At 71.9% G+C, this 18,167-nt stretch carries 17 protein-coding genes and 7 tRNA genes; 12 read left to right on the top strand and 12 right to left on the bottom strand.

Annotated features, from left to right (window positions below; translation table 11 throughout):
- Nucleotides 1-258 precede the first annotated feature (258 nt).
- From HET64_RS13145 to HET64_RS13125, 5 genes are all read right to left on the bottom strand, one after another.
- A tRNA-Val gene (locus HET64_RS13145) sits at nt 259-333 on the bottom strand.
- 23 nt (nt 334-356) lie between these two features.
- Nucleotides 357-428: transfer RNA gene (locus tag HET64_RS13140), tRNA-Val, on the bottom strand.
- Nucleotides 429-464: 36 nt separating this feature from the next.
- Nucleotides 465-536, bottom strand: a tRNA-Val gene (locus HET64_RS13135).
- A 1-nt stretch (nt 537) separates the two neighbouring features.
- Nucleotides 538-611 (bottom strand) — tRNA-Cys (locus HET64_RS13130).
- A gap of 38 nt (nt 612-649) precedes the next feature.
- A tRNA-Gly gene (locus tag HET64_RS13125) sits at nt 650-722 on the bottom strand.
- A gap of 145 nt (nt 723-867) precedes the next feature.
- On the opposite strand from HET64_RS13125, the gene HET64_RS13120 reads away from it, so the two are divergent.
- The 3 genes from HET64_RS13120 to HET64_RS13110 all read left to right on the top strand — a co-directional run bounded on the left by HET64_RS13120 (nt 868) and on the right by HET64_RS13110 (nt 3,642).
- Nucleotides 868-1,926, top strand: a complete 1,059-nt coding sequence (locus tag HET64_RS13120; RefSeq protein WP_215105079.1) for a chorismate-binding protein — start codon at nt 868-870, stop codon at nt 1,924-1,926.
- Nucleotides 1,923-2,744 (top strand): aminotransferase class IV, encoded by an 822-nt coding sequence (locus HET64_RS13115; RefSeq protein WP_215105077.1) that lies wholly within the window; start codon nt 1,923-1,925, stop codon nt 2,742-2,744. Before HET64_RS13120 ends, HET64_RS13115 begins: the two co-directional genes overlap by 4 nt.
- 61 nt (nt 2,745-2,805) lie before the next feature.
- On the top strand, nt 2,806-3,642 hold the full coding sequence (locus HET64_RS13110) for a GNAT family N-acetyltransferase (protein ID WP_215105075.1): 837 nt from the start codon (nt 2,806-2,808) through the stop codon (nt 3,640-3,642).
- A gap of 24 nt (nt 3,643-3,666) precedes the next feature.
- Here HET64_RS13110 and HET64_RS13105 read toward each other — a convergent pair whose 3' ends face one another.
- A complete protein-coding gene (locus HET64_RS13105; RefSeq protein ID WP_215105073.1) occupies nt 3,667-4,185 on the bottom strand; it encodes a DsbA family protein in 519 nt (172 codons plus the stop codon).
- Nucleotides 4,186-4,351: 166 nt separating this feature from the next.
- Between HET64_RS13105 and HET64_RS13100 the strand changes: the two genes are divergently transcribed.
- Entirely contained in the window at nt 4,352-4,825 is a 474-nt protein-coding gene (locus tag HET64_RS13100) for a hypothetical protein (RefSeq protein ID WP_215105071.1), read from the top strand.
- A gap of 165 nt (nt 4,826-4,990) precedes the next feature.
- A complete protein-coding gene (locus HET64_RS13095; protein WP_164494018.1) occupies nt 4,991-5,146 on the top strand; it encodes a hypothetical protein in 156 nt (51 codons plus the stop codon).
- Between the two features lie 36 nt (nt 5,147-5,182).
- Here the strand turns inward: HET64_RS13095 and HET64_RS13090 are convergent, their stop codons facing one another.
- Both HET64_RS13090 and HET64_RS13085 read right to left on the bottom strand, forming a co-directional pair.
- Entirely contained in the window at nt 5,183-5,779 is a 597-nt protein-coding gene (locus HET64_RS13090; RefSeq protein ID WP_215105069.1) for a CGNR zinc finger domain-containing protein, read from the bottom strand.
- Nucleotides 5,780-6,037: 258 nt separating this feature from the next.
- Entirely contained in the window at nt 6,038-6,451 is a 414-nt protein-coding gene (locus HET64_RS13085) for an SsgA family sporulation/cell division regulator (RefSeq protein WP_003959770.1), read from the bottom strand.
- A 190-nt stretch (nt 6,452-6,641) separates the two neighbouring features.
- Between HET64_RS13085 and HET64_RS13080 the strand changes: the two genes are divergently transcribed.
- Together HET64_RS13080 and HET64_RS13075 are read left to right on the top strand one after the other, a co-directional pair.
- Entirely contained in the window at nt 6,642-7,097 is a 456-nt protein-coding gene (locus tag HET64_RS13080) for a TIGR02611 family protein (protein ID WP_215105068.1), read from the top strand.
- A 54-nt stretch (nt 7,098-7,151) separates the two neighbouring features.
- Nucleotides 7,152-7,223 (top strand) — tRNA-Val (locus tag HET64_RS13075).
- A gap of 110 nt (nt 7,224-7,333) precedes the next feature.
- Here the strand turns inward: HET64_RS13075 and HET64_RS13070 are convergent.
- Nucleotides 7,334-9,937 carry an SCO7613 C-terminal domain-containing membrane protein gene (locus tag HET64_RS13070; RefSeq protein ID WP_215105067.1) on the bottom strand — a complete coding sequence of 868 codons (2,604 nt, stop codon included), beginning with the start codon at nt 9,935-9,937 and terminating at the stop codon, nt 7,334-7,336.
- 139 nt (nt 9,938-10,076) lie between these two features.
- Here HET64_RS13070 and HET64_RS13065 point away from each other — a divergent pair.
- Nucleotides 10,077-10,148 (top strand) — tRNA-Val (locus HET64_RS13065).
- A 65-nt stretch (nt 10,149-10,213) separates the two neighbouring features.
- Here HET64_RS13065 and HET64_RS13060 read toward each other — a convergent pair.
- A complete protein-coding gene (locus HET64_RS13060; protein ID WP_215105066.1) occupies nt 10,214-10,939 on the bottom strand; it encodes a 3'-5' exonuclease in 726 nt (241 codons plus the stop codon).
- A gap of 226 nt (nt 10,940-11,165) precedes the next feature.
- Between HET64_RS13060 and HET64_RS13055 the strand changes: the two genes are divergently transcribed.
- The 3 genes from HET64_RS13055 (at nt 11,166) to thrS (ending at nt 15,091) form a co-directional block, all read left to right on the top strand.
- Nucleotides 11,166-11,762 (top strand): DUF4365 domain-containing protein, encoded by a 597-nt coding sequence (locus HET64_RS13055; RefSeq protein WP_215105065.1) that lies wholly within the window; start codon nt 11,166-11,168, stop codon nt 11,760-11,762.
- An 11-nt stretch (nt 11,763-11,773) separates the two neighbouring features.
- Nucleotides 11,774-13,015 (top strand): hypothetical protein, encoded by a 1,242-nt coding sequence (locus HET64_RS13050; RefSeq protein ID WP_215105064.1) that lies wholly within the window; start codon nt 11,774-11,776, stop codon nt 13,013-13,015.
- A 99-nt stretch (nt 13,016-13,114) separates the two neighbouring features.
- Complete coding sequence (gene thrS / locus HET64_RS13045) at nt 13,115-15,091, top strand: threonine--tRNA ligase (RefSeq protein WP_215105063.1); 1,977 nt, start codon at nt 13,115-13,117, stop codon at nt 15,089-15,091.
- Nucleotides 15,092-15,120: 29 nt separating this feature from the next.
- Here the strand turns inward: thrS and HET64_RS13040 are convergent, their stop codons facing one another.
- Entirely contained in the window at nt 15,121-15,798 is a 678-nt protein-coding gene (locus HET64_RS13040) for a potassium channel family protein (protein WP_215105061.1), read from the bottom strand.
- 66 nt (nt 15,799-15,864) lie between these two features.
- On the opposite strand from HET64_RS13040, the gene HET64_RS13035 reads away from it, so the two are divergent.
- Nucleotides 15,865-16,440, top strand: a complete 576-nt coding sequence (locus tag HET64_RS13035; RefSeq protein WP_215105059.1) for an HIT domain-containing protein — start codon at nt 15,865-15,867, stop codon at nt 16,438-16,440.
- A gap of 55 nt (nt 16,441-16,495) precedes the next feature.
- Here HET64_RS13035 and HET64_RS13030 read toward each other — a convergent pair whose 3' ends face one another.
- On the bottom strand, nt 16,496-18,166 hold the full coding sequence (locus HET64_RS13030; protein ID WP_215105057.1) for a hypothetical protein: 1,671 nt from the start codon (nt 18,164-18,166) through the stop codon (nt 16,496-16,498).
- Nucleotide 18,167 lies beyond the last annotated feature (1 nt).

The raw sequence follows: 18,167 nt of genomic DNA, 5'->3' as shown, positions 1-18,167 counted from the left end.
GCTCGGAGATGTGTATAAGAGCCAGCCGCAGGCCTACCCGGCCGCGCCTGCCGCACACGCCCCCGCCTGGGGCGCGCCGCAGCACGGCGGGCACGGTGGGCACTACGGCCACCACCGCCAGAAGGGCTTCGGCCGGATGCTGTTCTCGTCCTGACCGTTCCGATCGTCTCTCCGTGCCCCGGCGGCCACCGGGGCACGGAGAGGACGGACCGTAAGACGAAAGAACCCCCGGTCGTGGAGACGACCGGGGGTTCTCGGTGGTGCGCGATACTGGGATTGAACCAGTGACCTCTTCCGTGTCAGGGAAGCGCTCTCCCGCTGAGCTAATCGCGCAGGGTGAACCTGCGTGTACTGCGTGCGCGATACTGGGATTGAACCAGTGACCTCTTCCGTGTCAGGGAAGCGCTCTCCCGCTGAGCTAATCGCGCGGGGATCCTTGCGGACCGATGATCCTCGTGGATCAGTGGACGATACTGGGATTGAACCAGTGACCTCTTCCGTGTCAGGGAAGCGCTCTCCCGCTGAGCTAATCGTCCTTGGAGGTGGAGACGGGATTTGAACCCGTGTAGACGGCTTTGCAGGCCGTTGCCTCGCCTCTCGGCCACTCCACCAGGGATGGGAGCCCGGGAAGAATCCCCCACCTTCTGCGAGCGGACGACCAGGTTCGAACTGGCGACCTCAACCTTGGCAAGGTTGCGCTCTACCAACTGAGCTACGTCCGCTTGTCTGTTCCGGCCCGCTTGCGCGTCCCGGCGACGTGTTGAACTCTAGCGGATTCCTGGGCCAGTACAAAAACGCGTTTGTGCAGCGTGCTGCGGTGACCTCGCCCCGACGCAGGTCACCGCACACCGTCCTAGACTCATTCGCGTGTCCGACCTCGCCCCCTTGGCCCGTTTCGACGGCCTCATCGCCTCCGGTCTGCAGGATGTGACCCACGATCCCGCGGCTCTCGACTCATCCGGTTTCTGGGCGGTATGTGTAGATTTTGAAGGGCGTACCGTCTGCGCCCGCTTCTCCGATGTGCGCAAGGAGGCAGTGCCCCCTCCCGTGCCCGGAGCGTGGCGCGGGCCCTCCGCCGGGGAGTGGACCTCCTCGCTGGACCGTGACGCCTACACGGCGGGCGTACGGCGGATCCGTGAACACATCGCGGCGGGCGATGTCTACCAGGCCAACCTCTGCCGGGTGCTGTCCGCACCGCTCCCCGGCGGCGGGGCCGGTGCCGACGTGGATGCCCTGACCGCCCTGCTCGCCCGCGGCAACCCCGCCCCGTACGCGGGAACGATCCGGCTGCCGGGCCACGGTGTGGAGGTCGCCACCGCGTCCCCGGAACTCTTCCTCCGGCGCGACGATCGGACCGTGGAATCCGGGCCGATCAAGGGCACCGGCCGCACCGAGAGCGACCTGCTGGCCAAGGACCACGCGGAGAACGTGATGATCGTGGACCTGGTCCGCAACGACCTGGGCCGGGTCTGCGCCACCGGAAGCGTGAGCGTGCCGGATCTCTGCGTCGTCGAGAAGCACCCCGGTCTCGTCCACCTGGTCTCCACCGTCCGGGGCCGGCTGGCCGACGGAGCGGGCTGGCCCGAGCTGTTCTCCGCGGCCTTCCCGCCCGGCTCGGTCACCGGGGCGCCGAAGTCCAGCGCGCTGCGGATCATCGCCGAGCTGGAGCGGGCCCCGCGCGGGCCGTACTGCGGTGCGGTCGGCTGGGTCGACGCCGACCGGGGCACGGCCTCGCTCGCCGTCGGGATACGGACGTTCTGGATCGACCGGACCGGGCCCGCGCCGCTGCTGCGGTTCGGGACCGGGGCCGGGATCACCTGGGGGTCCGACCCGGATCGCGAATGGGACGAGACCGAACTGAAGGCCTCCCGGCTGCTCGCTGTAGCGTCGGGTGCGCATCCGGAGACAGGAAGGACCGCGCTATGAGGATCTGGGTCAACGGCGGACTGCGGGACGCCGACGACGCCCGGCTGTCGGTGCTCGACCATGGGCTGACCGTGGGCGACGGCATCTTCGAGACGGTGCGTACGAGCGAGGGGCGCCCCTTCGCGCTGACCCGGCACCTCGACCGGCTCACCCGGTCCGCCCGGGGCCTGGGGCTGCCCGATCCGGACCACGACGAGATCCGCCGCGCCGCCGCCGCGGTCATCGACGCCAACCCCGTCGCCCTGGGACGCCTGCGAATCACCTACACCGGCGGGCTGTCCCCGCTCGGCTCGGACCGGGGAACCGACGGGCCGAGCCTCGTCGTCGCCCTCGACGGAGTGAAGCGCCGCCCGGACAGCACGGCGGTGATCACCGTCCCCTGGACGCGCAACGAACGCGGCGCGCTCGCCGGCCTGAAGACCACCTCGTACGCCGAGAACGTCGTGGCCCTGGCACGGGCGCGGGAGAGGGGCGCGTCCGAGGCGCTGTTCCCCAACACCGCGGACCGCCTCTGCGAAGGCACCGGCTCCAACGTGTTCGTCGTCCTGGACGGCCGCATCCACACCCCGCCGGTGGCCTCCGGCTGCCTCGCCGGGATCACCCGCGCGCTGGCCGTGGAGTGGACCGGGGCCGAGGAGACCGACCTTCCGATGGATGTCCTCGCCGAGGCCGACGAGGTGTTCCTGACCTCGACGCTCCGCGACGTCCAGGCCGTGCACCGCCTGGACGATCGCGAGCTGACCCCGGAGATCGGACCGGTGACGGCGAAGGCCATGCGGATCTTCGCCGAGCGGGCCGGCGACGACCTCGACCCGTAACGGGCCCCGGTGCCCCCGAAAAGCGCGTGACGCGGCCTCGCGCAGGGGATACAAACCCTTGATGACCACGACACTCCGGCCGTCCGGGCCGCTTCAGCAGGGCGCCGACGGCGCGCGGGCCCGCCACTACGACGTGTGCGACAACGGGCGGCCCGTCGGCGCCGTCGCGATCAGCACCGACGACGCGTTCGGCGCGACCGCCGGGGTGCTGCGCTCGCTCAGCGTCGAGGAGCCCCGGCGCAGACGCGGCCGGGGCACCATCGCCGCGCTCGCCGCCGAAGAGGTGCTGCGGGGGTGGGGCTGCACCCGGGTGCGGGTGGAGGTCCCCGCCGACAACGACCCGGCCCGCCGCCTCGCGGCCGCCCTCGGCTACACCGAACGCAGCCGCAACATGGTCAAGGACCTCGGCCCGGACACCGCCCCGCTCCCCGCGGGTCTCACCTCGCGCGCGATGGGCGATGAGGAGTTCGCCGCCTGGCGGCAGGACGCGGTGCGCACGTACGCACAGGACTGGATCGACCGCGGCGTGCCGCCCGAGCAGGCCGGGCTCAAGTCCGAGGCCGACCACGCCACCCTCCTGCCGGACGGACTGGCGACCGACGGGGCGCGCTTCGAGGTGCTGGTGCACGCGGGCGAGGCCGTCGGCCATGTGTGGGTGGCCCGCCGGGAACTGCCGCCCGGTGGCGACGCCGGGTTCGTCTTCGACGTCGAGGTGCGCGAGGAACACCGGGGGCGGGGCCACGGCCGGACCCTGATGCTGCTCGCCGAGGACATCACCCGCACCTGGGGCGCGGACCGGCTCGGTCTGCACGTCTTCGCCTCCAACACGCCGGCCCTGCGGCTGTACGAGTCCCTCGGCTACGCGACGACGCGCCACAACCTGGCCAAGGCGCTGTAGCCGCTCCCCGGCCGCTGCCGACCGCTACCGGTCCTGTGCGGCCAGGACGTCGTCGACGATCTCCTCGATCCGCTCGCGCAGCCCGTCCTGGCTCTTGCCGCCGTCCAGCCGTTCGTCGCCGATCACATAGGTGGGCGTTCCGGTGACGCCGATCGCCTTGCCCTCCGCCTGGTCGGCGTCGACGATCAGCAGATGCCGGCCGTCGATCAGCGCGGTGTCGAACTCCTCGGCGTCCAGGCCCAGTTCCCGTGCCACAGTGAGGAGCACCGGCTCGCCCGTGCGGCCGAGATCGGCGGTGCGGGACAGCAGGGACTCGATGTACGGCCAGCCCTTGCCCTGGTCCGTCGCCTCCTCGGCGGCCTGGGCCGCGGCGTAGGCGTGCTTGTGCTTGTCCAGCGGGAAGTGCCGCAGCCGGATCTCGACGCGGTCCCCGTACCGGGCGCGCAGGGCATGCACATCGTCGAGGGCTCGGTGGCAGTCGGGGCATTCGAGATCGCACCAGAGGTCGAGGACGACCGGTGCCGCGGGGGAGGAATCGCTCATGCGCCCAGTCTTCCAGGCCGGGCGGGCGCGACCCAACCGGGACCCGGCCACCCCCTGGGGAGGAGTCCGGCCCTGAAATGTCCCTGATGTGGACGGCCACCGTGGCCCCGACGGCGGTCGCCGGTGCAGGATGGAAGGGACGTATCCCCTGCGCCTGGAGGCCCTGATGCTTGCCGAGACCATCTGTTCCGCGGTGTCGGCGGCCGGCCTCGGCATCGCCGCGGTGACCGCGTACCGTAAGCGGTTCCTCACGGCGACGAGGATCGCCGCCTACTCCCTCGTCCCGGTCGGGCTCGTGCTGACCGGGGTCGTCGAATGGGTCGCCGGGATCGCCTTCAAGCCGAGCGTCTGGCTCGGCTTCGGGGTGCTCGGCCTCTCCTGGCTCCTTTTCATGACCACCCGCGCCATCGAGCGCCGCAGCGGCACCACCCGCGCGGAACGCAAGGCCGCGCGGGCGGCCGGACGGAACGAGGCGGTGGCCCCGGCCGCCTCCGCTCCCTCGCTCGGCGCGGGCGGTGCGGCGGGAGTCGCGGCGGCGGCCGCGAAGCCGAAGTCGCAGCCGAAGAAGAAGCAGGAGGCCGCCGCGCCCGGCGAAGACTTCAGCGACATCGAGGCGATCCTCAAGAAGCACGGCATCTGAGACGGCGCCCGGCCCTCCGGGCGCGCGCTCGGGCCGCCGGCCCGAATGTCTGACGGCTCCCCGCACGCCGGAGCGATTATCGATGGCCACGGGACGGTGAACTCCCCGGGGAATGAAGCCGGTTGATCGCCAACACGGCCGCGGGTGCGTCATGATCACCCCGAGATGGTGGACACTTCCCGGGGCGATGCCCCCGCACCCCCCGCCGAAGAGCCCCGCGGCTGTCTCTTCGCGCTGTCCCAGCCGCCCCTGATGATCTTCCTGACGGTGATCGGGGGCCTGCTGCTGATGGCCGCCCTGCACGATCTCTTCGTGCTGTGACGCCTCGCACCACCGTGCGGGGCGGCGGCCCGGGCGTCAGCCGGCGGCTTCCTTGCGCCGGGCCCGGTACGCCGCGACGTGGAGGCGGTTTCCGCAGGTACGGCTGGAGCAGTAGCGGCGGGAGCGGTTGCGCGACAGGTCGACGAACGCGTGCCCGCAGTCCGGGGCCTCGCAGCGCCGCAGCCGCTCCTGCTCGCCCGCCACGATGATGAAGGCCAGCGCCATGCCGCAGTCGGCCGCGAGATGGTCGGCGATCGAGGCGTCCGGGGCGAAGTAGTGCACATGCCAGTCGTAGCCGTCGTGGTCCGTGAGCTGCGGGGTGGTGCCCGCCGCCGCGACGAGCCGGTTGACCAGGTCGGCGGCTGCGCGGGGGTCGGGCGCCGCGAAGACCTCGGCGAAACGGGCCCGGACGTCACGTACGGCGGTCAGGTCCTTCTCGCCGAGCGTGCCGACCCCGCTGATGAGATGCCGCTCCGCGAAGGCGTACAGCGCGGCGATATCGGCGAGACCGTCCTCGGATCCACCCGCGAGCCTGTGCGAGGGGTCGTCCTGCGGCGGCTCGTTCTCCGGTGCGGTGTTCACCAGATCGACCACCGTGTCGAGGGCGATCCGGGTGTCGTGAGGGATCAGCACGCTTCGCTCCCTGGCCTTCCGGCGGGCGGGCGCCTGCCGATGGCGGCTGACTCTACTGGCTCGACAGGCCGGTGCAGGGCCCGGCAGGGAGCGGAACGGACCCCTCCGCCCCTGGGGGGAGGAGCCGCGGCAGCCGGGCGCACCGGCGCCGTCGTCGCGGTGGTTTCCGCGACGACGGCGCCGGTGTCTGCCCTATGCGGTTGTCAGCACGACGCCGTCGCCCCGAGTCGGACGGCGTAGAGCGGCTCTCTGCCTGGCTCAGCTCTCGGCCAGGATGTGGGAGAGCTCCGTGTCGAGATCGAAGTGACGATGCTCGGTGCCGGGCGGAACCGCGGCGTCGGTCCTCTTCAGGAACGACTCCAGGGCTCGCGCCGGGGCTTCGAGCAGGGCTTCTCCCTCTGGGGAGCTCAGGGCGATGCATACGACGCCTTGACCGTGACTACGAGATGGCCAGACGCGGACGTCTCCGGTGCCGGTGGGCCGGTGCAGCCCTTCGGCAAGGAGGTCGCGGGCGAATACCCATTCGACCGTCTCCTCCGCTCCGGTGTGGAAGGTGGCGTGCACGGCATAGGGATCGGCCGTGTCATACCGCAGGCCCGCGGGTACAGGCAGTGAGGACTCGCTCGACACAACGAGGCGCAGGTGCAGCTCGCAGCTGACCGTGGTGTTCATAAGCGCCAGGGCCTTTCGCTCAGTGTGCGCTCGGGGATTCGCACGTCGGCGAAATCGACATGCCACCTACGGTGGCGTTGTAAACCCCTCTGACCCATTTGTGATGCTTCGGGTCCCTCGCTCAGCGGCGTGTAACTTTGAGTTATGCGCCCATTCCAGTGACGAAGACAGGTCGGGTAAGTTGAGCTTCATGAACGCGGAGAGTGACGAGCGGAGCGAGGTCGCCGACCAGGCGGCCCCGGCATCCGCCACGGGGGAATCGAACCGGGTGGAGCGTGAGCTGGGCTCGCGGGCGCCGGGATTCATCAAGGCGTCCAGAGCGCTCCATCTGAGCTGGCAGGTCGGCGTCTTCATCGTCGGTCTCGGCGTGGTGATCGCGGGCGTGCTCATGCTGGTGCTTCCGGGCCCCGGCTGGCTGGTGATCTTCGGCGGTATGGCGATCTGGGCGACCGAGTTCGTCTGGGCCCAGCTGGTGCTGCGCTGGACCAAGCGCAAGGTCACCGAGGCGGCGCAGCGTGCCCTCGATCCCAAGGTCCGGCGACGCAACATCATCCTCACCACGGTCGGGCTCGTGATCATGGCGGTGCTGGCCGGGATCTACGTCTGGAAGTTCGGGCTCACCATGCCGTGGAAGATCAGCGAGTAGCCCGGGGACGGTCCGGGAGCTCCGCTGACATGGGGTAATGTTTGCGGTGCGCCCGGGCGATTAGCTCAGTGGGAGAGCGCTTCGTTCACACCGAAGAGGTCACTGGTTCGAACCCAGTATCGCCCACCCGGACAGAGGGCCCGGGAGACGGAATCCGTCTCCCGGGCCCTCTGCGTTGCCCACCTGGCCCGGTCCGGGAGCCGCTGTGACCAGCGTGCCCCCGGACCGGGCGTGGCTCACCGCATCCGCCCCAGCACGTCCCTGAGCCGACGGGCGTCGCGCAGCCGCTGCTCGTACGTCGCCCCCACCACCAGAAGCAACAGTCCGGCCAGGGCCGGCGGCAGCCAGCGGGGGAGCGCACCCGCGACCTGCACCACGTACGGCGCCAGCTCGTGCAGCCCGTCCAGTGCCAGCACGGCCCCACCGAGCAGCAGCAGCGCCTGGAGGCGGTAGCGCGCGCCGAGCAGGGTGATCACCAGCGCCGCCACCCCCAGCAGCAACGGCCGGAGCCAGTCCGTGTCGGTCCAGGCGACCGCCATGCTCGGCAGCAGCGTCGCCGTGAGCCCCGGCCCGTACGCCGTCCACGAGGACGCCTCCGGGTCCCGGCGCCTCCGCAGCACGCCGACCACCAGCGCGGGCACGGTCACCGGCAGCGTGTACGCCTCCGGGAACGACACCTCCGAGGCCGCCAGCCGCACCCACGTGGCCAGCACGAACAGCGCCGCCGCCAGGTAACCCGCCACCGGCCGCCGCTCCGGCCGCACCGCCGCCCCCGCGGCCAGCACCCCGCACAGCGCCAGCACCAGGGCCAGGAACGGCGCGTCGGACACCGCGAGCCCCACGGCGACCAGCGCACCCAGCGCGCCCGTCAGCTCCACCGGCAACGCCACCGGGTTCCGCCGCAGCCGTGCCCCGAGCAGCACCGTCAGCGCGGGCACCACGAGCACCAGTGGCGCGGTCTCCTGCGGGGCGAGGCCCAGCGACCGGCCGGCCAACCCTGTGAGCACCGTGCCCCAGACCACCGCGGCGACCGCGAACACCGCACGCGGCACCTCGGCCCCCGCCCGGACCGCCGCCCCGGCGAACAGGGCCGCCAGCGCGCCGAACACCGCGTAGGAGGCCCCCTCGGACGCCAGCGCCAGCACCCCGACGCTCACCGCCCCGGCCACCGCCGCCACCAGCGCGGTCACCGGCACCGCCGTCGCGCCCCGGTCGCCCCCGGTACCCCGGACCGCCAGAGCGAGCAGACCGCCCACCAGAGCCGTCTCCCCGGCCACCGCGAGTGCGTAGGGCACGTCCAGCAGCGACCCGGCCAGCAGGAACGCGCCCCAGCCGAGAGCCACCGCCCCCGCACCGGTGACCCCGCGCAGCGTTGCCGAGGCAGGCCGCTTGCGGGCACCGGCCCCAGCACCGGACCAGCCGGACCAGCCGGGCCAAGGCGCCCCGGCCCCGGCCGCTCCCGGCGCTCCCGGTGCTCCCGCTCCCGGCGTGCCGGTGTCCGCCGTCCTCGGCGCGGCCAACGGCGCCGTGATCCGTACGACCGCGGGCCACCACCGGTACGCCGCCCCCAGCAGCCCGGCCACCAGCGCGAGCACCACCGGGGCCGCGGCCAGCTCCGCCCACGGCAGCGTCGACCCCAGCGCGGACCGGAAACCCTCCGGCGACCCCGCCCACACGTCCGACAGCAGCGTCACCGGGCCCAACAGCACCGCCGCGAGCGCCGGCAGCGCCCACACCAGGGCGCCGGCCACCACCGCCCCCGACGCCGCCAGCACCCCGCGGGCCGCGTCCCTCGGCACCCCTGCCCGTACCACCCCGGTCAGGGCGAGGCCGCACAGCAGATACGCGAGCACCCGCCAGCCGTCCGGCAGCGCGGAGGCAGGTACGCCGCCCACCGCGGCCACCGCCGCGAGGCCCGCCACCACACCGCCCGTCCGGGCGAAACCCTTCGGCGCGCGCCACGCCCCGGCCAGGGCCGCCGCAGCCGCTGCCAGCAGCAGTACGCCCGGAGCCACCGCCCCGAGCGGCCCGGAGGCCGTCGTGGACAGCGCCAGGCCCACCATCAGGGCCGAGAAGCCCATCGCCGATCCACCGACGCACGCCGTGACCCGCACCCCGGCGCCCTTGCCCCACAGGGCGATCGCGCCGTCCAGCACCGCGGTCGCCAGGAGCGCCCACCCGACCACCGGCGCCGGTGCGCCCGCGGCCCAGGCCCAGAACAACAGCGGCCACTGCGCCAGCACCACGGCGGCCGGCAACGGCAGGCGCAGCTTGCCCAGCGCCAGCCCGTACGCCGTCCACAGCGCCGCGAGCACCGCCGACGCGACGGCCGTGAAGCCGAGCCCGTCGGTGTCCGGCGCGGCCACCGCGTGGACCGCGTAGACGTCCAGCAGCGTCAGCACCAGGGCCAGGGCGGCCAGCGCCTCGGCGGTGGCCGCCAGCCCCCGCCGCAGCAGCACCGCCGGGGCGGCCATCGCCCCCAGGGTCACCACGGCCAGCACGGCCGACCGGCCGCCGATCCCCATCGAACCCCAGCTCACCAGGGTGAACGCGACGGCCGCGATCGTCAGCAGCAGTCCGCCCAGCGTCAGCAGGACGTTCTGCGCGCCGCGCGGGGCGGACGGCTGCTTCGGTACATAGCCCCACGGCTGCGCGGGGGCGCCCGGAGGGGCTCCCCAGCCGGACGGGTTCCAGCCCGGGGCGGCCGTCTGCGCGGGCGGCCGCAGCGCGGCGAGCAGCCAGGTGCGCCGGGTCAGCAGCTGGGCCCGGCGGGCGTCCAGCTCGGCCAGTTCTCGGTCGAGGCGGGCCAGTTCCTCGGCGGGCGGGGGCACGTGTTCCATGTACGGGAGTGTGGCCCCGGCCACCCGGCCCGTACATGCGCTCGGATACTCACTTCCCGGCCGCGGCGCCCTGAGTAGAGCCCGGCCGGAAGGAGTTTGAACGAAGCCCTCGAAGCCCTGTATGGTTCAACCCGTTCCCGGGCGATTAGCTCAGTGGGAGAGCGCTTCGTTCACACCGAAGAGGTCACTGGTTCGAACCCAGTATCGCCCACCGGGGAAAGCCGGTCCGCCAGCATCACGCGGACCGGCTTTCGCATGTCCCACGCCTCGAACCCCTCACGCCGCCGCGGGCAGTTCCGGGCGCAGCGGCCACGCCGGATCCACCGTCTCCGGCGTCCCGCTCTTCGCGAACCACGCCTCCAGGCCACGGGCCTGGGCCGCGTGCCAGGTCGCCTGCAAGGCGTGCAGCTCGGACGGCGACAGCCGCTCCAGCCGGGTCGAGAAGCGCCGGCACACCGCCCGTACCAGCTCCAGCGAAGCGGTCGCGTCGGCCGCCGCGTCATGGGCGCCGTCGAGCACCACCTCGTAACTCGCGCACAGATCCGTGAGCGTACGACGGCCCTTGCGGTAGCGGTCCAGGTGTTTGTCCAGCACCCGCGGATCCACGACGCGCATCGGCACCCCGTCCAGATAGCCGGCCAGCGACGACGCCCGGTGCCGTTTCAGCTCCCGGTCCAGCAGCGTCAGGTCGAAGGGGGCGTTCATCACGACGAGCGGCCGGCCGGTCGCGCAGCTCTCCGCCAGGGCCCGGGCTATCTCGTCCATCACCGGGGCGGGCCAACGCCCGTTTCGCTGAAGGTGATCGTCGGTCAGACCGTGGATCTCGGTCGCCCCCGGCGGGACCGGAACGCCCGGATTGACCAGCCAGCGCGTGACGCGGACGCGACCGCCCGCGGTGTCCTGCGCGACGAGAGCGGCCGAGACGATCCGGTCCTGCTCGACGTCCACGCCTGTTGTCTCCGTGTCAAAAGCGGCCAGTGGCCCCTCGAACCAGTGCATCATCCCCGAACTCCTCGCACCCGCACGGCAGATGGAATGATTCCTCTGCCCGATATCGGTGATACCCGGGCTGTTTGCCTGATACGCCGTTTGCGGGCGGTCCGATGCGGTGACAACACAGTTGGGACGCGGGGAAGTTGCCTCCGGCGTCCGACGATCCGTCCAGCCCACGACACCCGCCGGCAGACCACCTGCCATCGATCGGCACGCCCGGAAGGCACTCGGAGCCATGGCGCTCGCGCAGCCCGACCCCGGGGGGACCGCCCGCGCCGAGGCCATCGGGCCCCGGCCGCCGCAGCAGCTCGACGCGCCGCTGCGCGGCTCCCTCGCCACCACCGCCTGCATGGAGACCCTTCAGGTGGGCTATCTGCACGCCGTCGCGGCGGCGGCGGGATGCTCCCTGTCCCAGCCCTTCCCCGACAACGGCATCGACTGGCACGTCAGCCACGGCGCCCCGGCCCACACCGTCGACGACGAAGTGACCATCAAGGTGCAGCTCAAATGCACCTACCAGATACCGCCGCACCCGGCGGGCGGGGCGTTCTCCTTCACGCTCGACAACGCCCACCTCGTCAAGCTCGCCCGCAGCCCGGTGTCGGTGCACAAGATCCTGGTCGTGATGATCGTCCCCCGCAGCCAGGACGACTGGCTGCGCGCCGGGCCCGGGGGCCTCGACCTGCGCCACTGCTGCTACTGGACCAACCTGGCCGGCCACGCGGTGACGGGCCGGTACCGGACCACTGTGCGCATCCCGACCTCGCGGATCTTCGACGACCGCGCACTCTGCGACATCATGGCCCGGGTCGGGGCCGGAGGGAGACCCTGATGCACCGGTCGATGGACGAGCCCACGGGCGGAGCGGGACTGCCCGCCGCCCGCTCGCATCCCACCGCCCGCCCCGGGCCCCCGCCACTCGCCGGGGCCGGTGGCGAACTGCCCGACCCCGCCGTCCTCGGGGCCCTCCTGCGCCGGCACGGCTGGCAGCGGCGCGGGGGAGCACCGGGACGCTACGGCCGCTGGACCCCGCCCGGATCCGTCGCCGGGACGACGAGCCTGCTGGTGCCCGAGAGCGCGGGCTTCCCCGACAGCGGGGAGCTGATCGAGGAGGCCCTTCTCGCCCTCGCCCGCAGCGCCGCCCCCTCCGCCCGCGACATCCTCGTCTCCCTCACCCTGCCCAGCGACGAGATCCGCTGGTGGCGCGAGGTCCCCGAGTCGGCGGCCGGAGCCGCGGGCGCCTCGGGCTGGACCGAGGCGGAGGAGCTGCGCTCGGCCGCCCGGCAGGTCCTCATGGCCGGGGCCCTCGCGGCCCGCGGCCGGGTCGGCTACCACGGGGCCCGGCACCGCCGGAAGGCGCGCGCCGCCCTGGACGACGCCCTGATCGGGCCCGGAGCCGACGGCCGGGGCCTCACCGCTTACGTCCCGGTCGCCTCCGGCCGGGCCGTCGCCGTGCGGCTCTGCCACGCCCTGCACGCCACCCGCGAGGCGGTGGACTACCAGAGGGCCACCGGCGGCATGGAGGCCTTCGACAGCGCGGTCGCGGCGGGCGTCGGCCGGGAGCTGACCGAGGCGCTGATCGCCCTGGTGCGCGGCTCCGAGGGGGCCGGGATCGACCTGCGGTGGGCGCCCGCCGCGGGCACCCCGGACGGCTGCCCGGCCCGCCCCGCGCCCGTCGAGTTCTCCCCGGGCGACCTGCCCGCCCTGCGCGCCGCCGGAGCCCGCTACCTCCGCGACGAACCCGCCGTGCAGGTGCGGCTGACCGGCGCGGTGGTCCGGCTGCGCCGGTCGGGGCCGCGCGGCGCCGGGATCGTACGGCTGCGGGTACTGGCCGGGGCCGAGGTCGCTCACGTCCGCGTGGAGCTGGACGAGGAGGCGTACCGCATCGCGGGCCACGCCCACCTCGTGGGGCTGCCGCTGCGCGTGGAGGGGCGGCTGGAGAACCGGGGCGGCTTCCGGCGGCTCACCGGGGCCTGTCAGGTCGCGCCCGTCCAGGTCGACGAGGCGGAGCGGGACCGGCTGATGAAAGCCCTCCAGGAGAACGTCGACTTCTTCGAGGAGGCGTGCGCGGGGGAGGAGCCGTAGCCCGGCTCGGAAGGCGTTCGCGTCGGGGGCGTACGGCTCGGTACGATTCGCAGTGCTTGGCCATGTGAAGGCAGGCGCCCCCTCAGTCAGGAGAGACCGGTGTCAGACGTCCGTGTGATCATCCAACGCGATTCCGAGCGGGAAGAGCACGTGGTGACGACGGGCACGACGGCCGGCGAGCTCTTCCCCGGTCAGCGCACCGTCGTCGCCGCGCGCATCGGCGGCGAGCTGAAGGACCTCTCCCACGAGCTCCAGGACGGCGAGAGCGTCGAGCCGGTGGAGATCTCCTCCGAGGACGGCCTCAACATCCTGCGCCACTCCACCGCGCACGTCATGGCCCAGGCCGTGCAGGAGCTCTTCCCCGACGCCAAGCTCGGCATCGGCCCGCCGGTCAAGGACGGCTTCTACTACGACTTCGACGTCGAGAAGCCGTTCACGCCCGAGGACCTCAAGGCCATCGAGAAGAAGATGCAGGAGATCCAGAAGCGGGGCCAGAAGTTCGCCCGCCGCGTGGTCTCCGACGAGGCCGCCCGCGAGGAGCTGGCCGACGAGCCGTACAAGCTGGAGCTCATCGGCATCAAGGGTTCCGCCTCCTTGGACGACGGCGCGGACGTCGAGGTGGGCGGCGGCGAGCTGACCATCTACGACAACCTCGACCCGAAGACCGGCGACCTGTGCTGGAAGGACCTCTGCCGGGGTCCGCACCTGCCCACCACCCGGTTCATCCCGGCGTTCAAGCTGATGCGCAACGCCGCGGCGTACTGGCGCGGCAGCGAGAAGAACCCGATGCTCCAGCGCATCTACGGCACCGCCTGGCCGACCAAGGACGAGCTGAAGGCGCACCTGGAGTTCCTGGAGGAGGCCGCCAAGCGCGACCACCGCAAGCTCGGCAACGAGCTGGACCTCTTCTCCTTCCCCGACGAGATCGGCCCCGGCCTCGCGGTCTTCCACCCCAAGGGCGGCGTCATCCGCCGGGCCATGGAGGACTACTCGCGCCGCCGTCACGAGGAGGAGGGCTACGAGTTCGTCTACAGCCCGCACGCCACCAAGGGCAAGCTCTTCGAGAAGTCCGGCCACCTGGACTGGTACGCCGACGGCATGTACCCGCCCATGCAGCTCGACGACGGGGTGGACTACTACCTCAAGCCGATGAACTGCCCGATGCACAACCTGATCTTCGACGCGCGCGGCCGCTCGTACCGCGAACTGCCGCTGCGCCTGTTCGAGTTCGGCACCGTGTACCGGTACGAGAAGTCGGGCGTCGTGCACGGCCTGACCCGCTCGCGCGGTTTCACGCAGGACGACGCGCACATCTACTGCACCAAGGAGCAGATGGCCCAGGAGCTCGACCGCACGCTCACCTTCGTGCTGAACCTGCTCCGCGACTACGGGCTCACCGACTTCTACCTGGAGCTCTCCACCAAGGACCCGGAGAAGTACGTCGGCTCCGACGAGACCTGGGAAGAGGCCACCGAGACGTTGCGTCAGGTCGCCGAGAAGCAGGGCCTGCCCCTGGTCCCGGACCCGGGCGGCGCCGCGTTCTACGGCCCGAAGATCTCCGTGCAGTGCAAGGACGCCATCGGCCGCACCTGGCAGATGTCGACCGTGCAGCTCGACTTCAACCTGCCGGAGCGCTTCGACCTGGAGTACACCGGGCCGGACGGTTCCAAGCAGCGCCCGGTCATGATCCACCGTGCCCTGTTCGGCTCCATCGAGCGCTTCTTCGCCGTGCTCCTGGAGCACTACGCGGGCGCGTTCCCGGTCTGGCTCGCCCCGGTGCAGGCGGTCGGCATCCCGATCGGCGACGCCCACATCCCCTACCTCCAGGAGTTCGCCGCCAAGGCGCGCAAGCAGGGGCTGCGGGTGGACGTGGACGCGTCCTCGGACCGGATGCAGAAGAAGATCCGCAACCAGCAGAAGGCCAAGGTGCCCTTCATGATCATCGCTGGTGATGAGGACATGGCCAACGGCGCCGTCTCCTTCCGCTACCGCGATGGTTCGCAGGAGAACGGCATTCCGGTCGACGAGGCCCTCGCCAAGATCGCGAAGGCCGTCGAGGACCGCGTACAGGTCTGATCCGTCACGCGGGAACGGCCCCCGGAGCGTCAACCGCGCTCCGGGGGCCGTTTCTCGTCCTCCCGGGTGAACACCTGGATCAGCCAGGACGAGAACGACCCCGTGACCGCGCCGAGCAGCGCCAGGCCGCCGGCCATCAGCCCCGCCGCGACCGTCCGGCCCCAGAACGTGACCGGGGCGACGTCGCCGTACCCGACCGTCGTGAGCGTCGCGCACGCCCACCACACCGCGTCGCCGAACGTGCGGATCGAGGCGCCGGGGGCCGTGTGCTCCAGGTGGTAGACCGCGAGCGAGGCGGCGAAGCCGAGCAGGGCGGCGGTCAGGCCCGCGTACGAGATCACTCGCGCGTACAGGCTGAGCCGCGGTCGGTCGCGGCGTTGCTGCACCGCCGTGTACACCTTGACCATGCGCAGCGGGCGCAGCAAGGGCAGCAGCAGGACCAGGGTGTCGAGCCAGTGCGCGCGCGGGAAGCGCGCGCCCAGTCCGCTGAGCCGCAGCCGCGTCCCGTAGTCCACGAGGAACACCAGCCAGGTCGACCAGACGAGGATCAGGGCGAGGTCGTTCCAGGGCTCGTCGTCGTGCGGGGTCAGCACCCGGACCGCGTACCCGGCCAGGAAGAGCAGCCCCGCGGCGAAGAGCGGAACCTCCGTGCGCTGCTCCCAGCGGGTCAGCCGGGCGGGTGGCTCGGGGGCGGGTCGGTCGCTCATCGCCTCAGCATCGCGGGCGGCCGGGCGGTGCGGCCCCGGCGACACGCTCCGCCGGGGCGACGCAATATGCTGATCGGCATGACGAGTGAGCCGGAGCAGCAGATCGGCGTGGGGACGCCCGACGCATTCCAGCGCCTGTGGACTCCCCACCGGATGGCGTACATCCAGGGCGAGAACAAGCCGAGCGGCCCGGGCGCCGAGGACGGTTGTCCGTTCTGTTCGATCCCTGCCAAATCCGACGAGGACGGGCTCCTCGTGGCGCGCGGCGAGCACGTCTACGCGGTGCTGAACCTGTACCCGTACAACGGTGGTCACCTCATGGTCGTCCCCTACCGTCATGTGGCCGACTACACCGAACTGGACGGCCCCGAGACGGCGGAGCTGGCGGACTTCACCAAGCGGGCGATGATCGCGCTGCGGGCCGCCTCCGGGGCGCACGGCTTCAACATCGGCATGAACCAGGGCTCCGTGGCCGGTGCCGGGATCGCCGCGCATCTGCACCAGCATCTGGTGCCGCGCTGGGGCGGGGACACCAACTTCATGCCCGTCATCGGTCACACCAAGGTGTTGCCCCAGCTGCTCGGCGACACCCGGGCGATGCTGGCGGGCGCCTGGCCGACGGGCGAACTGCCGGCCCTCTGAGCACGGTACGGAGAGGGGGGAGGCCCGGCCGGGCCTCCCCCCTCTCGTCACGTTCCTACGCGTCGTAGACGTCAGCCTTGCGCGGGGCCGGGTCCTGGACGAGGCCGCTCAGTATCATCGAGCGGTTGTCGAAGCGCTCCGTGTCGACGCCGTTCTCCGCGAGGACGCGCATCGCCGCCGTGTGGACGGCCCGCAGCACCGGGGTGGCGGCGCGCATCGCGTCGTCCGCCATGAAGCGGTGGTTCCACGGCTTGGCCGCCCAAGCGTGCCGCAGCCCGAACGGCTCGGGCAGCACTATCTTCCCGCCCAGGTAGTCCAGCAGCGGCGGATACCAGGTGAGCGGGGCGCGCAGGGCGAGCCGGACGACCTCCTTCGCGTCCACCAGCGCCAGCTGTACGTCACGGGTCTCCCAGAAGCGGACGGTCTTGTTGACCGTCTTCGTCTTCGCCGCCGGCTTGGAGAGGAACAGCCCGTGCACCGGCCCCAGCGCGTGGCCCGTGACCTCGATGCGCAGGGTCTCGTGGAGCACGGTGACGGTGATCATCATGGTGATCACCAGCTGGCCGTCCCACAGGGTGAACTGGACGCCCAGGTAGTGCCGGTCACCGCTGCCGAACTGCTGGTGATTGCAGATCCGCTGTATCTCGTGGGGCTTCACCTGGAAGGTGGCGACGTCCTCGCCCTCGGGGCGCGTGACGGAGTCGGCGTTCTCCCCGATGGGCGAGACGACCCAGTGCTTCACGGACGGCTTGGGGAAGCCGCCGGTGTTCAGCGGTCCGCGCTCCAGCATCTTCAGCTGGTCGTGGATGATCCGGATCAGGTCCCAGCTGCGGAACTGGTGGATCTCCTTCGTCGGGTCCTTGGGGAGCAGCTCCTCGGCCAGCTGCCAGCTGCCCCAACGGGTGCCCATCCCGAGGACGCCCTTGGGACCGGCGTAGAAGACGGCGTTCGACTGCTGCTCGGCCGACAGCTTCTCCAGGCCCTGGCGCATGGCCTCGCGGGCGGTCTCGTTGGGGTTCTTCGGCACCGCCTCGGGGATCTTCGCGATCACCCCGGTGCCGGAGAGCAGGCCTTCCCAGCGGGCCCGCATGTCCTTGGCCGAGGTCTCCGCGATCCGCTTGGCGATCAGCCAGCCGATCACCGGGGCGATGAGCGCACCCCGGACGTAGAGCGCGAGCAGCCCGTCCAGGGGGAGCTTGACCATCAGGACCAGCGCGCCGATCCCGAAGGCGGCCAGGAGGACCGTGCCGACCGCGCGGAACGCCGTGTCCTTGGACTTGTTGAGCGCGTCCCGGACCCGGAAGGCGATCACCCAGGCCAGCATGCCGGGCAGGAACAGGACGCCGAACACCACGGTCACCAGGGTGAGGCGGGTGTCACGGGCCTTGCGCAGGTTGTTCGCCGACAGGCAGTGCTCCACCACGGTCTGCGGGTCCGTGCCGAAGGACTGGATGAGCGCCTTGCGGGCGCCGCCGAGCATCCGGTCCTGGACGGCACGGGCGAACGCCTCGCCGAGATTCGGTTTGAAGTAGTCGGACTTGAAGAGTTTCGAGGAGCCCGGCTTCACCACCGACTTGTGCCACTCGCTGTTGGCGTCGAGGATCGTCTCCACCGGACTGTCCCGGTACGCCGCCGAGGCCAGGGCATTGGTCGCCACGGTCTGGCCGCCCGAGCCCTGGATCGGGATCTGGGCCCCGGGTGAGAAGTCGAATCCGTCGTTGGCCACC

It is taken from the genome of Streptomyces sp. McG3, from assembly GCF_018619185.1.
Lineage (GTDB): Bacteria > Actinomycetota > Actinomycetes > Streptomycetales > Streptomycetaceae > Streptomyces.
This window is presented reverse-complemented; position numbering and strand designations above follow the sequence as displayed.

Coding starts and splice junctions, on each gene's coding strand:
- HET64_RS13095 (WP_164494018.1), top strand. CDS start 4,991: ATGGTGGACACTTCCCGGGGCGATGCCCCCGCACCCCCCGCCGAAGAG.
- HET64_RS13110 (WP_215105075.1), top strand. CDS start 2,806: ATGACCACGACACTCCGGCCGTCCGGGCCGCTTCAGCAGGGCGCCGAC.
- HET64_RS13070 (WP_215105067.1), bottom strand. CDS start 9,937: ATGGAACACGTGCCCCCGCCCGCCGAGGAACTGGCCCGCCTCGACCGA.
- HET64_RS13060 (WP_215105066.1), bottom strand. CDS start 10,939: ATGATGCACTGGTTCGAGGGGCCACTGGCCGCTTTTGACACGGAGACA.
- HET64_RS13080 (WP_215105068.1), top strand. CDS start 6,642: ATGAACGCGGAGAGTGACGAGCGGAGCGAGGTCGCCGACCAGGCGGCC.
- HET64_RS13040 (WP_215105061.1), bottom strand. CDS start 15,798: ATGAGCGACCGACCCGCCCCCGAGCCACCCGCCCGGCTGACCCGCTGG.
- HET64_RS13050 (WP_215105064.1), top strand. CDS start 11,774: ATGGACGAGCCCACGGGCGGAGCGGGACTGCCCGCCGCCCGCTCGCAT.
- HET64_RS13035 (WP_215105059.1), top strand. CDS start 15,865: ATGCTGATCGGCATGACGAGTGAGCCGGAGCAGCAGATCGGCGTGGGG.
- HET64_RS13100 (WP_215105071.1), top strand. CDS start 4,352: ATGCTTGCCGAGACCATCTGTTCCGCGGTGTCGGCGGCCGGCCTCGGC.
- HET64_RS13115 (WP_215105077.1), top strand. CDS start 1,923: ATGAGGATCTGGGTCAACGGCGGACTGCGGGACGCCGACGACGCCCGG.
- HET64_RS13085 (WP_003959770.1), bottom strand. CDS start 6,451: ATGAACACCACGGTCAGCTGCGAGCTGCACCTGCGCCTCGTTGTGTCG.
- HET64_RS13105 (WP_215105073.1), bottom strand. CDS start 4,185: ATGAGCGATTCCTCCCCCGCGGCACCGGTCGTCCTCGACCTCTGGTGC.
- HET64_RS13055 (WP_215105065.1), top strand. CDS start 11,166: ATGGCGCTCGCGCAGCCCGACCCCGGGGGGACCGCCCGCGCCGAGGCC.